At 69.3% G+C, this 13,509-nt stretch carries 10 protein-coding genes and 1 pseudogene; 7 read left to right on the top strand and 4 right to left on the bottom strand.

The features are described from left to right. Positions 1 to 511 precede the first annotated feature (511 nt). The 5 genes from GA0115259_RS27495 (at position 512) to GA0115259_RS27475 (ending at position 7,967) form a co-directional block, all read left to right on the top strand. The gene (locus tag GA0115259_RS27495) at positions 512 to 4,300 is read left to right on the top strand and encodes an Ig-like domain-containing protein (RefSeq protein ID WP_141716708.1); all 3,789 of its coding nucleotides are present in this window, start codon (positions 512 to 514) and stop codon (positions 4,298 to 4,300) included. Positions 4,301 to 4,719: 419 nt separating this feature from the next. Beyond that, a complete protein-coding gene (locus GA0115259_RS27490; protein WP_161230484.1) occupies positions 4,720 to 5,280 on the top strand; it encodes a helix-turn-helix domain-containing protein in 561 nt (186 codons plus the stop codon). Between the two features lie 95 nt (positions 5,281 to 5,375). Beyond that, positions 5,376 to 5,852, top strand: a complete 477-nt coding sequence (locus GA0115259_RS27485) for a hypothetical protein (RefSeq protein ID WP_141716707.1) — start codon at positions 5,376 to 5,378, stop codon at positions 5,850 to 5,852. A 91-nt stretch (positions 5,853 to 5,943) separates the two neighbouring features. After that, positions 5,944 to 7,182, top strand: coding sequence for an MAB_1171c family putative transporter (locus GA0115259_RS27480; protein ID WP_141716706.1), 1,239 nt, complete (start codon positions 5,944 to 5,946; stop codon positions 7,180 to 7,182). Further along, complete coding sequence (locus tag GA0115259_RS27475; protein ID WP_093602029.1) at positions 7,179 to 7,967, top strand: oxygenase MpaB family protein; 789 nt, start codon at positions 7,179 to 7,181, stop codon at positions 7,965 to 7,967. The genes GA0115259_RS27480 and GA0115259_RS27475 overlap by 4 nt, the downstream gene beginning before the upstream one ends. A gap of 67 nt (positions 7,968 to 8,034) precedes the next feature. Here GA0115259_RS27475 and GA0115259_RS27470 read toward each other — a convergent pair whose 3' ends face one another. Continuing rightward, positions 8,035 to 9,075 carry an NAD(P)-dependent alcohol dehydrogenase gene (locus GA0115259_RS27470; protein WP_093602026.1) on the bottom strand — a complete coding sequence of 347 codons (1,041 nt, stop codon included), beginning with the start codon at positions 9,073 to 9,075 and terminating at the stop codon, positions 8,035 to 8,037. Between the two features lie 181 nt (positions 9,076 to 9,256). Here GA0115259_RS27470 and GA0115259_RS27465 point away from each other — a divergent pair, with 181 nt between their 5' ends. Both GA0115259_RS27465 and GA0115259_RS27460 read left to right on the top strand, forming a co-directional pair. Then, positions 9,257 to 10,189 carry an MmyB family transcriptional regulator gene (locus GA0115259_RS27465; RefSeq protein WP_093602024.1) on the top strand — a complete coding sequence of 311 codons (933 nt, stop codon included), beginning with the start codon at positions 9,257 to 9,259 and terminating at the stop codon, positions 10,187 to 10,189. 46 nt (positions 10,190 to 10,235) lie between these two features. Continuing rightward, a pseudogene (locus GA0115259_RS27460) lies at positions 10,236 to 10,566 on the top strand (RHS domain-containing protein); the annotation flags it as partial. Between the two features lie 155 nt (positions 10,567 to 10,721). On the opposite strand, the gene GA0115259_RS27455 reads toward GA0115259_RS27460, so the two are convergent. The 3 genes from GA0115259_RS27455 to GA0115259_RS40620 form a co-directional block, all read right to left on the bottom strand. Beyond that, a complete protein-coding gene (locus tag GA0115259_RS27455) occupies positions 10,722 to 11,708 on the bottom strand; it encodes a hypothetical protein (RefSeq protein WP_141716705.1) in 987 nt (328 codons plus the stop codon). Beyond that, a complete protein-coding gene (locus tag GA0115259_RS27450; RefSeq protein ID WP_093602020.1) occupies positions 11,705 to 13,099 on the bottom strand; it encodes a hypothetical protein in 1,395 nt (464 codons plus the stop codon). The genes GA0115259_RS27455 and GA0115259_RS27450 overlap by 4 nt, the downstream gene beginning before the upstream one ends. Beyond that, on the bottom strand, positions 13,096 to 13,509 hold a 414-nt coding region (locus tag GA0115259_RS40620), incomplete at its 5' end, for a hypothetical protein (protein WP_161230483.1). The genes GA0115259_RS27450 and GA0115259_RS40620, both read right to left, overlap by 4 nt.

Genomic DNA, 13,509 nt, shown 5'->3' with positions numbered 1-13,509 from the left:
GGCCCGTCGACCTGACCGGCCCGTCGACCTGACCGGCCCGTCGACCTGACCGGCCCGTCGGCGCACTGACCGCCCTGTCGGCGCACTTGACCGACCCGTCGACGTGCCGACCGCCCCGTCGACGCCCTGACCACGCCACACGCCACACACCGGCGAACCGGTGACCGACCATCAGCGGACGGTGCGGCGCGGGTCCAGCCCGAACGGGACGCGGTCCCGCCCGAACGGGAGCAGGCAACTCACGGCCCGGAAGCGCGCGTTCCGCCTTTGTTTCGCGTTTCGCGAAAGCGCAGGTCAGGGCGCATGGGTGACATATCTGATACGTCATTGTTCAGTCCGTTTTCGATGACGTAGAGATCAAAAATATGAAACATCTGGGTTTCATTACCCAATAAAGATGGTTGAGATGTGAACGTTTGCCCGGCTCTCGATCAATCGATGCAACGCGTCCTCGGACGCGCCGCACGCGGACGGCTGTCGTCCGCGTGCTCGAAAGTGAGGTCAGGCACTCGTGGACATACCAAGACCCATGCGGACGGCGCGGCTGCGTCCGCTTGCCGCCGGCGTCGCGGGACTGATGGCGCTGAGCGCGCTGTCGGTGCTCGGGGCGCCGGTCGCGTCCGCCGCGACGGACTCCGACTCACCCGTGGTCCGCTCGGGCGACGGATGGACCGTCTCCCGGGCCGCCGGCGGATATGTCGTGTCGCTGGAGCTGGACACGCCTCTTCCCGTCAAGAACGACGCGCCCGAACTCGTCGCGGACGGCACGGACCTGGGTCCGGCCACGGAGTCCGCTGACGGGCACACGCTGACGGTCACGACCGCCGACGACTCGGTGGCCGCGGCCAAGGACATCAGCTGGCAGTGGTCCAGCGGCGGCGACAGCACCGCCACCGGGCCCACCAGTCTGCTGTCGCCCTCGGCCCAGGCCAAGGCGCAGAAGCTCACCGAGTCCAAGGCGCTCGTGGCGGACGAGGGCACGGACACCACGGCCGACGATCCCACCACCATCGGCACGGGCTCGTACACGATCGCCGACTACAACTTCGGCGCGCAGTCGATCCCGCTCACCGACATCGGCGGAATCCGCGGTGAGTTCCAGGGCCGTATCTATCTGCCGACCGACGGCAAGCCGCATCCGGTCGCCGTCTTCCTGCACGGCCGCCACAGCTCCTGTTACAACCTCACGACGCTGCGCGGCGCGAGCGGCTGGCCCTGTGCGGCGGGAACGGCGCCGATCCTCAGCTACGCCGGGTACGACGCCGCCGCCGAGGCGCTGGCGGCCGACGGTGTGACGGTGGTGTCGATCTCGGCCAACGCCATCAACGCCAACGACAACCAGCTCTCGCCGGACAACGGCGCGGCCAGCCGAGGCCAGCTCGTGCTCGACACGCTGACCATGCTGAAGAAGGCCAACGCGGGCGAGCCCGTCGTCCAGCACGACGCGGTCACCGACCAGGACGTCACACTGGAGCAGGCGCTGACGGCGGGCAAGTCCACCTACCCGGACTCCACGGTGACCGCCGCCCAGCTCGTCGGCTCCATGGACTTCAGCTCGATCGGGCTGATGGGCCACTCGCGAGGCGGCGAGGGCGTCGTCTCCGCCGGAGCCCTCAACGCGGCCCTGCCGAACCCGTGGCAGATCAAGTCCGTACTCCCGCTGGCGCCGGTCGACTTCACCCGTACGACGCTGCCGGACGTGGTCATGACCACGCTGCTGCCGTACTGCGACGGCGATGTCTCCGACCAGCAGGGCCAGCACTTCTACGCGGACTCGCGGGACGCGTTCTCCGACGATGTGCTGCGCTCCAACTTCTGGGTCATGGGCGCCGACCACAACTTCTTCAACTCGCAGTGGACACCGCCCTCGCCGGGCGGCTCCGACGACTGGTCGAACACCGCGGACCCGGTGTGCGGTACGAGTGCGGCTGCCCTGGCCTCCGGCAAGAACCTCCGGATCACGGCCGAGCAGCAGTACAAGCTGGGCGCCGCGTACATATCCGGCTTCTTCGAGGCGACTCTGCGCGGCCGGACCCAGTTCAAGGGCTACTTCGACGGCTCGCAGCTCACACCGCCGTCGGTGGCCGCCTTCGCGGACGTACGCACGGTGGCACAGCAGCCGTCCTCGGCCCGCCGTGACATCACCTCGTTCAAGAAGACCAGCCCGCTGATCGGCACCACCTCGACGGCCACGGCCGTGATCTGCGCCAGCAAGTCGGGGCGTACGGTGCCGCAGCCGTATCCGCTCTGCACCAATCCGGGCAGCACGCTCACCAACCAGCAGCTGCCGCACTGGACTCCGGCCTCGTTCGCACCGAACGTACCGCTGAACGTCATGACGCATCTGACCTGGACGGCGACGACCGGCGCGCTCGGTGTGACGCTCCCGTCCGCCCAGCAGAACGTGTCCGGCTACGACGAGATGACCGTGCACATGTCGCCCGACGAGAGCGTCGTCACGGGCACCGACATGACGCTGAGCGTCGCCGACTCCGCCGGGCACAGCTGGAGCAGCCCGGTCTCCGCCCTCAATCCCTGGGGCGTCACCAAGATGCCGGCCAGCGGCGCGACACAGCTCGGCAAGATCGTCCTTCAGCAGGTGGCGGTCCCGACCGCGACTCTGGCCGAGGCCGGTCTCGATCTGAAGCACATCACCAAGGTCACCTTCACCGGTGCGACCGGCGCCGACGCCACCGCGACCGGCGGTGTCTATCTCTCGGATCTCGTCTTCGAGAACAAGAGCCTCGGTACGCCGAGTCCGCAGGGCCGTCCGGCCGTCAACATCGCGTCGACCAGGACCGAGGAGGGCAACGGCCCGGGTGCCGCCCAGGCCGCGGTCTATCTGTCGCGTACGAGCGCCACTCCGGTCTCCGCCTATGTCACGGTGGTCGGTTCGGCGACCGGCAAGGTCGGACTGGCCATGCAGAAGGTCACCTTCGAGCCCGGTACGACCTGCCAGGCGGTCGACATCCCGGCGTCCGGCGACACCGCCGCCGGAGCGACGCCCACCACCGCCTACAAGGTCGGCGTCTCCAACTCCACCAACGCGGTGCTCGGCAGCGGTGACTTCGGCACCATCACGGTGCGCGAGGACGACGGCCTGACCGGGACGGCGACGCCCGCGCCCGTGGTCGGCGTCCAGGGCGACGTCTGCGCCGAGTACGCGGCCCTCTCCCGGCCGGGCGCGCTGACCGTCGGCGACACCAAGCCCGAGCCTGGCGCCACGGTCACGGTCACCGGGAGCGGCTACCGCGACGGCGAGAGCGTGGCGTTCACGCTCGGTTCCGCCGTACTCGGCAGCGCGGTCGCGGCGAGCGACGGCACGGTGTCCTTCCAGGCCGCCGTCCCGGCCGACCAGCCGTACGGCAGCGCCACGATCAGCGCGGTCGGCGCGGGCTCCGGCTATACGGCGACGGCGGGCGTCCAGGTCCTCGCGACCACCACGACGGCGCTCGCCCTCAACCCGGCCGCACCCGGGATCAGCCAGGCGGTCACGCTGACGGCGACGGTCACCGGCGCGGGCTCCGACGGCGGAACGGTCACCTTCCGGGACGGCACCACCGTCCTCGGTACGGCCGCAGCCGCCGGCGGAACGGCGTCCCTGCGGATTCCGGCCGGCTTCAAGGCCGGGACCCACACCTTCGCCGCGGCCTTCGGCGGCACGGCGTCGGCCGACACCTCGGCGTCGGACCCGGTGCAGCTCGTCCTGACCAAGGGCCGCAGTGCCATCGCCATGGCGCTGACGGTCAAGTCGATCAGCTACGGTCACCCGGTCTCCGGCGTCTTCTCGGTGGCCGGAGCGAGCGACGGCCAGGTGTTGGTCTCGTACGGGACCGGATCGCTGACGGCGAAGGTCGGCTCGTCCGGAGCGGGCACGTTCAAGCTGCCCGCGTCGCTCTCCGTCGGCGCGCACACGGTGTCCGTGCAGTATCTGGGCACCGACTTCGTGGAGCCCAGCGGAGTCGCCTCGCAGAAGCTCACGGTCGTGAAGGCGAAGACGGCGACGTCGCTGACGCTCTCCAAGACCAAGCTGGCGCGCGGCAAGTCCGAGTCGGTCAAGGTCTCGGTGAGCGGCCACAGCGGCGCCGCCTATCCGACCGGCACGATCACGGTGACGGCCAAGGTCGGCAGCAAGACGACCACGACCAAGGTCACGCTGACGGCCGCCAAGAAGGGCGTGATCAGCTTCTCCGTCAAGCTGCCGAACGTGAAGGGTACGGCTACGGTCACCGCCGTCTACGCCGGAGACAAGAACTTCTCCGGCAGCACCTCGCCCAAGAAGCAGGTGAAGCTGACCTGATCCGAGCGGACTTGAGCGGACTTGACGCTCTGACGCCCGCTGGCTGAGGGGCGCGCGAGAGGAGTGGGGGGAGGAGCCCGTGGGCGCCTTCCCCCACTTTCGCGTCACTTCCGCGTCCGTGCCAGGCGCATCGGCCGAAAAGCCCCGGCGCCGGGCACTGTTGCCCACCCCCGTGGGGCAGCGGCGCCCAGCGCCCGCGATGCCGGGCGTGGCCGGGGAACGGCCTTGAGGTGCTGCGCCAGCGCTCTCGATCCTGCGCCCTGCGCTGCGGATAAGTCAACTAAAGTTGATTGCCGGATGGATAGTTGACGGTGATTCACGGCTCGACGGGCTTGTTACCCGCCCACTCGCCACGATCGTGTAATCCGGTGCGACGGCAAGATCCCCGCTGACGGCCGAAGAGTCCTATGATCCGGCCCATGGCCACCGATTCTCCACGCTTCGAGGCGTCGGCTCTTCGACCGGGCGACGGGGAGGAGCCGACGGGCTCCCTGGACTTCGCGGCTCGCTTCCGGCGCGTGATCTCGGTGATCTACCCGAAGGATCTGGGCCGTCCCTGGCGCGACTCGGAGATCGCCGAAGGCACCGGTCTGAGCGGCACCTATATCGGCAATCTCCGCAAGGGCACCCAGAAGCCCAGCCTGGAGAACGCGGTGAAGATCGCCAAGTTCTTCGGCGTACCGCTGAACTACTTCAGTGACTCCGCCACCGCACGGGCCGTGGAGCGCGATCTGCGGAAGATAGAAGCTCTGCGGGACGCCAGGGTGGAGCGGATCGCGATGCGGGCGGCCGGGCTGCCTCCGGCGATGCAGGACGCCGCCCTCACGGTGGTGGAGCAACTCCGCAAGGCGGTCGGACTGCCGGAGGCTCCCGAGGGCGCTGAGACTCCCGAGGGCGACGGAGCCTCCGGGGCCGCCGGGGCTCCTGGGACCGCTGACCCTTCCGAAGCTCCCAGGGCCTCCGAGGCTCCGGAAGCGTGACCGAGTACGTGACTGAGTACCAGCAAACGCCGTTGGGGCACTGGCGGCCGGCTGATGGGAACGACGTGCGAGATCTTGGACGTACCCGCCGCCGGATGCGGGCCATGGTCCGACAGCTCGATCTGCCGGAGATGAGCACGGTGGAGGAGCTCTGCGCCGCGGTCGCCGGACGGGCCGGACGTCCCGTACGGCTGGTACCGCGGCGGATGCGGCTGGGCGAGCCGTCCGGATTCGTGGAACGCCGCGCGGACGCCGACGTGATCCATTTCGAGCAGGAGACCTCGGGCCTGCACCAGGCGCACATCATCTGCCATGAACTCGCGCATCTGCTGTGCGGGCATCTCGCCGAGCCCCCGGATCCGGACGAGACCGCCGCCGAGGTCGAACTGCCCACCATCGACGCCGACATGATCCGGCTGGTGCTCGGCCGCTCCCACTACGATGGCGCGGCGGAGGAGGAGGCGGAGATCCTGGGGGCCGAGCTGACGCGCACACTCGTACTGGCGCCCGGCGCCGGGACCACCTCGCAACTGGCGCCCGCGCTGGAACACCGTAAAGGGCAGCATGTCTGACGTGACTGGCGCATCCGGTACGGCTGTTTCCGGCATATCCGAGGCAGCGTTCGAGATATCCGATGCGCCGCTCGTGTCCCAGGCGCCGTTCGTGTCCGAGACTCCGTTCAACATCGTCTATCTCGGTATCGGCACGGTGGCCTGGATCGTGGCCGGACTGAAGATACGCGCCTGGCGGCGGGATCCGTCGCCGGGACTGCTCGTCGTCGCGCTGACGATCGCGGCTCCGTCGACCGCGTTCGTGGTGGCCGCGCCGGTGCTCTACCGGCTGATCGACCGGATCGCGCACCGCGGCAATCTGGCGACTCTGCTGGTCTATCTCGGTATCACCTGCTTCTCCGCCGGCGCCGTGGTGCTGGCCCGTATGTGGACTCCGCCGAAGGAGCGCGCCGACGAGCGGGTGTGGGACGCGGCGGGCGCGGACACCTGGCGTCAGGTGCGCGGGCGGCTCGCGGTGTTCGCCGTGCTGGCGCCGGTGATGATCGTCCTGTTCCTCACGGGCGGAGCCGACAGCCCGGAGACTCCGCTCACCTTCGACACCAGCTTCGCGACGATTCCCGGGATCGCGCTCTTCCTCGTCCTCTACCAGGCCCTGTTCGGCTTCGCCCTGCTCGACATCAGCCGGGTCTGTCTCGGGCACTCCTCCCGGCTGCCGCACGGACCGCTGCGCCGCGGCATCCGGCTGATCGCCGTCGGCGGGCTCGTGGCCTGCGGCTATGTCGTGTGCAAGCTGATCGCGATCGGAGCGGCCTTCGCGGAGACCGGCGGTACGGAGTGGCTGAGCACCGCCCTCGGGCCCGTATTCGCCGCGCTCGGGGCCGTACTGATCACGGCGGGATTCGCCGGGCCCGCCGTCGCCGCCTGGAGGCGTCGGCGCAGCGACTACCAGGCCCTGCGTCCGCTGTGGGACCTCGCGTACCGGGCGGACGAGCGCCTCGCCCTGGAGGAGCCCGCCTCGCCCTGGACCGAGCGGCTGGCGTTCAGGGATCTGGAGTGGCGTACGGCCAGGCGCGGCCTGGAGATCCGCGACGGCCAGCTCACGCTGCGGCCCTGGGTCGATCCCGCCGTGGTCACCGCCGCCACCGCCACGGCGGAACGAGCCGGGCTGGACGAGGCGGACCGCGCGGCCCTGATCGTCGCCACCGCGCTGCGGTTCGCCGTCGACGCGCTCAACGCCGGGATCCCGCCGCGCCCGCGCGAGGAGCAGGTGCCGCTGCCAGGACTGGACGCGGAACCGGCCGAGGAGCGGGCCCATCTCGTACGGGTCGCCCGCCAGCTGTACGCGCCGCTGACCGGCGAGGCGCTGGCAGTCGCCACCGCGGCCGGATGACCGCGGGCACGCGTGGCACGCACCACGCCTACGCACGGCTCGTCCTGGAGACGATGCCCGAGGAGTCCCGCGTCGGACTGGCCCTGGGCTTCATCCGTACCTTCGGTATCCCGGACATCGCGCGTGTGCTCTACGGCACGGGCCGTATGACCAGCGAGCCGCGCGCCCGCGCCAAGGCGACCGGCGTCGCCATGTTCACGCTGATCGGACAAGGGCTGGACAGCCCGGAGGGACGCTCGACCGTCGACGCGCTGCGCCGGATCCACGACCGGCCGGACATCACGTCCGAGCTGATGCACTACGTCCTGGCCTGCTTCACCGTATGCCCGCTCCGTTTCATCGACACGCACGGCCACCGGCCGGTCACGGAGGAGGAACGGGAGGCGGCGTACGCGTTCCATCTCGGCCTGTCGGACGCGCTGGACCTGTCCGAGCCTCCGGGCGGCGGCGATCTGGACGGCGTGGACGGTCTGGAGGGCTTGGAAAAGGGCCTGGACGGCCTGGACGGCGTGGAGCACTGGATGCGCGGCTACGAGGCCCGCCACTTCGCGCCCACGAAGGAGGCCCGCGCACTCTGGCACTCGGCCAGCCACGGCCTTCTGGCGGCCAGACTCCCGTCCGCCCTGGCGCGGCTCGCGCCGACGGTGGCCGCGTCCCTGCTGGACGCCTCACTGAGCAGAACGCTCCAGGTCCGCCGCCCACCGGCGCCGGTCCGAGCCCTGGTGGCCCACGTCCTGCGCTCGAAGGCCCGAGCCCGCGTCCGCGCGAGTCGGGGCACAGAGTGAAAGGTGCCCGGAACCAGCCGGTCCCGGGCACCACGCGCGCGTAGGGTGCTGTCCACCCCGCCGTGTCTCAGATCGTCGCCGTGTCGATCACGAAGCGGTAGCGCACATCGCTGTCCAGCACGCGCTCGTAGGCCTCGTTGATCTCGCTCGCGCCGATCAGCTCGATCTCCGCGCCCAGGCCGTGCTCGGCGCAGAAGTCCAGCATTTCCTGGGTCTCCCGGATTCCGCCGATGCCCGAGCCGGCGAGCGTCTTCCGGCCGCCCAGGAGCGAGAACAGGTTGAGCGAGACGGGCTCCTCGGGAGCGCCCACGTTCACCAGCGCGCCGTCCGTCCTGAGCAGCGACAGATACGCGTCGAGCGGGAGCGGTGCGGACACCGTCGAAAGGATGATGTCGAAGGTGCCCCGCAGCTTCTTGAAGGTCGTCTCGTCACTGGTCGCGTAGTAGTGGTCCGCGCCCAGCCGCAGACCGTCGTCCTTCTTGCGGAGCGACTGGCTGAGCACGGTCACCTCGGCGCCGAGCGCGTGCGCGATCTTGACGCCCATGTGGCCGAGGCCGCCCATGCCGACGACCGCGACCTTCTTGCCGGGACCGGCGTTCCAGTGCCGCAGCGGCGAGTACGTCGTGATGCCCGCGCACAGCAGCGGCGCCGCGACATCGAGGGCGAGGCCGTCCGGGATGCGGACGGTGAAGTTCTCGTCGACGACGACCTGGCTGGAGTAGCCGCCGTAGGTGGGCTCGCCGTTCTTGTCGAGCGCGTTGTACGTGCCGGTGTTGCCCTGGAGGCAGTACTGCTCCAGGCCCGCCCGGCAGTTCTCGCACTCACGGCAGGAGTCGACCATGCAGCCGACGCCCACGCGGTCGCCCACGGCGAACTTGGTGACGCCGGGGCCGACCTCCGCGACGACACCGGCGATCTCGTGGCCCGGAACCATGGGGAAGATGCCCTCGCCCCAGCCGTCACGGGCCTGATGGATGTCGGAGTGGCAGATCCCGGCGAACTTGATGTCGATCAGGACGTCGAATTCGCCCACCGGGCGGCGTTCGATGGTGGTGCGCTCCAGCGGTGCCTTGGCGGCGGGAGCGGCGTATGCGGCAACGGTGGTCATGCCTGAGGTCTCCTGGAAACTCTTCCGTGCCCGCAACCGTGTTGTCCGGGCACGCTCCCCAGCCTCGCCCGCGCGCGCTCGTTTGCCCAGATCACCGCTTTACGTACGTCCAGCGGTCGTACTACTGACGGGATCAGGCTGATATGCGTACGACCAGGAATAGGACAGGAATACTGGAGACATGGACGATCAGACCATTCCGTCCGGGTCCCATTCCTCGGCCGGGTCCCGCGCACCGGAGCCGCTCGACCGGCGGGCGGAGCTGGTCGAATTCCTGCGCACCAGACGGGCCAGGCTCAAGCCGGAGGACGTGGGGCTGCCCGACTCCGGCCGGCACCGGCGCGTACCTGGCCTGCGGCGCGAGGAGCTCGCCCAGCTCGCCGGAGTGTCCGTGGCGTACTACATCCGGCTTGAGCAGGGCAACGGGCGCAATGTGTCCGCCGAGGTGCTCGACTCGATCGCCCGCGCCCTGCGGCTCACGGACGCCGAGCACGGCCATCTCGTCCATCTCGCGAGCCCCAAGCCGAAGAAGAAGCGCCAGACGTCCTCCCGGCCCCAGCAGGTACGCGGCGCGCTGCGCACGCTCCTGGATTCGCTGGAGGGCGTGCCCGCCTATGTCGGCGGCCGTCGCTCCGAGATCCTCGCCTGGAACCGGACGGCCGCGGCGCTCTTCGAGGACTGGGGAGAGCTGCCGGTCCGGGAGCGCAACTGGGCGCGGCTGGTCTTCCTCTCGCCCGCCTACCGCGAACTGTTCGTGGAGTGGGACTCCAAGGCGACCGACATCGTCAGCTATCTGCGGCTGGACGCGGGCTGCCATCCGGACGATCCGGAGCTGTCGGCGCTGGTCGGGGAGCTGTCCGTGAAGAGCGAGGTGTTCCGGCGGCTGTGGGCCACGCACGACGTGAAGGAGAAGGGCCACGGCGTGAAGCGCATGCGGCACCCGCTCGTCGGCGAGCTGACGCTCTCGTACGAGACCTTGGTCCTCCCGGACGACGCGGAGCAGTCCCTCGTCGTCTACCACGCCGAACCGGGCTCGCCCTCCGCCGAGGCCCTCCGCCTCCTCGCAAGCTGGGGCCCGGACGCCACCCACCCGGAACGCGCGACGCACACCTGAACCGACCGTACGTGGGACCGGTCCGGAACCGTCTTTCCGCGCGAGTCGTTCTGCGAAGCAGCGCCTGGCGGCCGACGGCGAGAGCGTGGTCGAGGAGGTCCGCTTCACCTGGGACGGCCTCACCCTGTGCGAACAGACCAGCCACCAGCCGGGCGTCCCGAGCACGGTCGCCCTCACCTGGGACCACCGTGCCGACGTCCCCCTGGCCCAGACCGAGCGCATTCTCACGGCCGACGACCGCCAGGAGGAGATCGACCGCCGTTTCTTCGCCATCGCCACGGACCCGATCGGCACGCCCACCGAACTGATCGACGAGTCCGGCGACATCGCGTGGCGCTCCCAGGCCACCCTGTGGGGCACCACCGCCTGGGCCCGCGGCAGAGGACCGCCATCGAGCCGACGCCCTGCTCGGACTCATCAGCAACCTGGTCGAGGACTACGCGTCCTGACGGGCACTGCGCGGCGTCCTGACGGGCGCTGCGCGGCGCCGAACTCATCGCGCGGAGATTGACGCGGAGATTGGCAGGGACCGTCAGCGGGCCGCGGCGGCCAGGGAGAGCAGGAGATGGGCCGACTCGGGATGGAAGTAGTCCGAGTGGGCTCCGGCGAATCCGAGCGTGCTGCGGTAGTGGCGGCCGGCGTTCACATTGATGATCCTGGCCGGGGGATCGGGGAACTCGTACGGGACGGTCGTGGGCCGCAGCAGCGTCGTATGGACCGGGCCGGCCGCCTTTGTCGTCCCGCGGAAGCCCACGGCGTTCGCTCCGCCCTCGGCCAGCCGGTGCCAGCGGCCCAGTGCGCGGTCGCGCGGGCTGAACGTCAACGCGATCGGCGCGTTGAGCACGTTCCGCTCCAGCAGGGCGGAGAACGGTGGATGGGCGAAGGCGTCGGCCGGGACGGCCATCTGAAAGACCGTCAGACTGTCCACCGTCCACGGGTAGTTCTCGTCGCGCCAGGGCCAGGACAGGGTGTCCGGGCCGCCGTCCAGCAGACGTGCGCTCGTCTCCATGATGGCGGTGGTGAGGAACCGGCCGCCGAAGGAGTGGCCCACACAGTGCAGATACTGCCCGTGGACGTTCCGCAGGATGTCCGGTCCTGGATCGGGCAGCGTACGGCGGTCGTTGAGATACCCGAGCAGCCCGGCGAGCACCCGGCCGGCCCGCCCTTCGCGCGACACGGCGGCGGCGCGGTCCCTGACGGTGCTGTAGCCGCCGAACGACGGCCACCGTACGCAGATGTAATGCGGCCGGAATCCGTTGAGTTCCGGATACCGCGCGGGCTGCTTCTCGTACAGCTCCGTGAGAAGCTCGAAGAGCCGTCCGGCGGAATTCCGGGACCGCTTCTTCGAGGTGCGCCAGCCGTGCACGTATACGAAGATGTCCGTCGCGCCCTCGTCCAGATGAAGACGTTCCTCCAGTACGGCGGTTATGTCATCGCGGGGGACGATCGAATGCTGCCCGTCGGGGTCGAGCAGATTCCCTTGCTCGTCCAGATCCAGCAGATCCACCATGGGCCTCATAGATTTCCCGCCTTCGCCGGAACGGCTTTCTCCGGAACGGCTTTCTCCGGAACGGCTTGCGTCGCTGCGACCTCCGCCGGAACGGATTCCGCCTCCGCCGGATCCACCGCTATGTGATTGTCCAAACCGCGCAGGAGCGTGAACGCCAGCCCGAGCGGTGTGGCCTGTTCGTCCAGGTAGTGCCGCGCAAGCTTCCGCGCTACTGGCGCGACCCGGGTGCCCGGCGTGAAGAACGCCTCGAAGAATCGGCAGGCGTAGTCACTCGCGAATTTTCTGGGAATGTCGATCTGCGGTCCGACGAGACACCCGACGCCGAGATTCAGCAGCGCCAGCCCGAGTCCCTCGTGCAGAGCGGGTGTTGCTCTGCCGCCCGCGCAGACCATCATGAAACAGAGCGGGCTGGCCATGCGTTCGCTTCGTTCGCTGCGCCAGTACTCGAAATCGGAGGAGCGGATGGGTTCGTCGTCGCTGAGGACGACACGGGCCTCGACCGGACCGTTCGCATCGAAGGTGAGCGCGCTGCCGTGCGCGGCGAAGAACAGTACGTGCTCATTCACACCGGGATCGCAGAAGGCCTCTTCCACCTCGACCTTGGAGGTGCGCAGCGCGACATCGGAGTGCCGCTCCATCAGGCCCTGGACGGTGTCGATGATCGCCGGAGTCTCTCCGGGCTTCTGGATACGGGTGTCGAAGTGCAGCCCGGACCGCAGCACGTCACCGTCCTTGTTGATCACATGGTGATATCCCTCGGCATGCCCTGTGCTGTGCTCGATCAGATGCGTATAGCCCAGAAATCCACCGGGCTCCCACTTCGCGTCTTTGCCGTTGAGTTTCGTCGCCGGATCCGGCGGAAGGTAGAGCATTCCCCAGGGGATGAAAACATCCGCGGAGTGGACCGTGATGATCTGTTCTCCCTGGCGCAGGGCGCCCTTCAGGGACTCCCATAATCTCTTCAGGCCGTCGTCGCCCTCGGTGAAGAGGAATTGCAGCAGCTTATGGCCGGCCTTGGCCAGTTTGAGCCCGACGGGCCGCAGCAGTTCCTGGGCGGTCGCGGCGCCGAAGGACTCGACCGGGAGGGATTCGTAGTAGTACGAGTTACGGGTTTCCGGGATCCGGTAGCGCACCACACCGTCGAACCAGCAGGAGAGCGCGGTCTGGACCGCGGCGGCGATCTCCGAGGGCTTACGGCGCATGGTCCCGCGCCACTCGCCGTTTCCGTCGTAGGGAACGGCGTCACCGTGCATACGTACGGTAAAGGTGTCGGGTGCGCTGTTGCGCGTTTCGAAGAACAGATGGATGGTCCGGTTGGCGAGTCCGCCGTTGGATCTCGGCACCTCGCGGTAATCGTCGAATCCATCGAAACCGGTATTGAAGGATATGTCCCGCGTCATCGTGAGGGTTCCAGGTCCTCCGCGTCGAGGGCGGGTAATTCGGCCGTGATTTCCTGGATCACGGCACCGTCGACACGGCGCAGGACATCGATGAACAGCTTGACCGGCCCGGCGGAGGTGGGCGTGATACGGAAGTCACCCGGCGCGGTCCCGCGCGCGTCCGTGAGGCGCAGATGCATCAGCGAGGGACTCACCTCGGCCGACGAGGCGTCCACGCGGACGGTGATGTCGAGCGGGCGCTCGTCCGTCGCGTCGGTGGCCGGATCGGGCTCCCAGGGCTCGTCCAGCGGCTGGAGATCGAAGGTGAGCGTGATCTCGGCGCCGGGCCGGGCGGGCAGCGCGTCGTCGGGAACCCGTAAGCGGGCCCGGTGGCCGCGCTTGCGGGGCCGGTCGGCGGCGGGGGGGCGGGG

Origin of the sequence: Streptomyces sp. MnatMP-M17, assembly GCF_900091995.1 — a bacterium.
Lineage (GTDB): Bacteria > Actinomycetota > Actinomycetes > Streptomycetales > Streptomycetaceae > Streptomyces.
Note: the sequence above shows the minus strand (reverse complement) of the source record. Positions and strands in the feature narration are given on the sequence as shown.

Bases quoted from the DNA above. Each gene is read 5' to 3' on its own strand.
- GA0115259_RS27475 (WP_093602029.1), top strand. From the start codon at position 7,179: ATGACCGCGGGCACGCGTGGCACGCACCACGCCTACGCACGGCTCGTC.
- GA0115259_RS27465 (WP_093602024.1), top strand. From the start codon at position 9,257: ATGGACGATCAGACCATTCCGTCCGGGTCCCATTCCTCGGCCGGGTCC.
- GA0115259_RS27470 (WP_093602026.1), bottom strand. From the start codon at position 9,075: ATGACCACCGTTGCCGCATACGCCGCTCCCGCCGCCAAGGCACCGCTG.
- GA0115259_RS27455 (WP_141716705.1), bottom strand. From the start codon at position 11,708: ATGAGGCCCATGGTGGATCTGCTGGATCTGGACGAGCAAGGGAATCTG.
- GA0115259_RS27490 (WP_161230484.1), top strand. From the start codon at position 4,720: ATGGCCACCGATTCTCCACGCTTCGAGGCGTCGGCTCTTCGACCGGGC.
- GA0115259_RS27450 (WP_093602020.1), bottom strand. From the start codon at position 13,099: ATGACGCGGGACATATCCTTCAATACCGGTTTCGATGGATTCGACGAT.
- GA0115259_RS27485 (WP_141716707.1), top strand. From the start codon at position 5,376: ATGCGGGCCATGGTCCGACAGCTCGATCTGCCGGAGATGAGCACGGTG.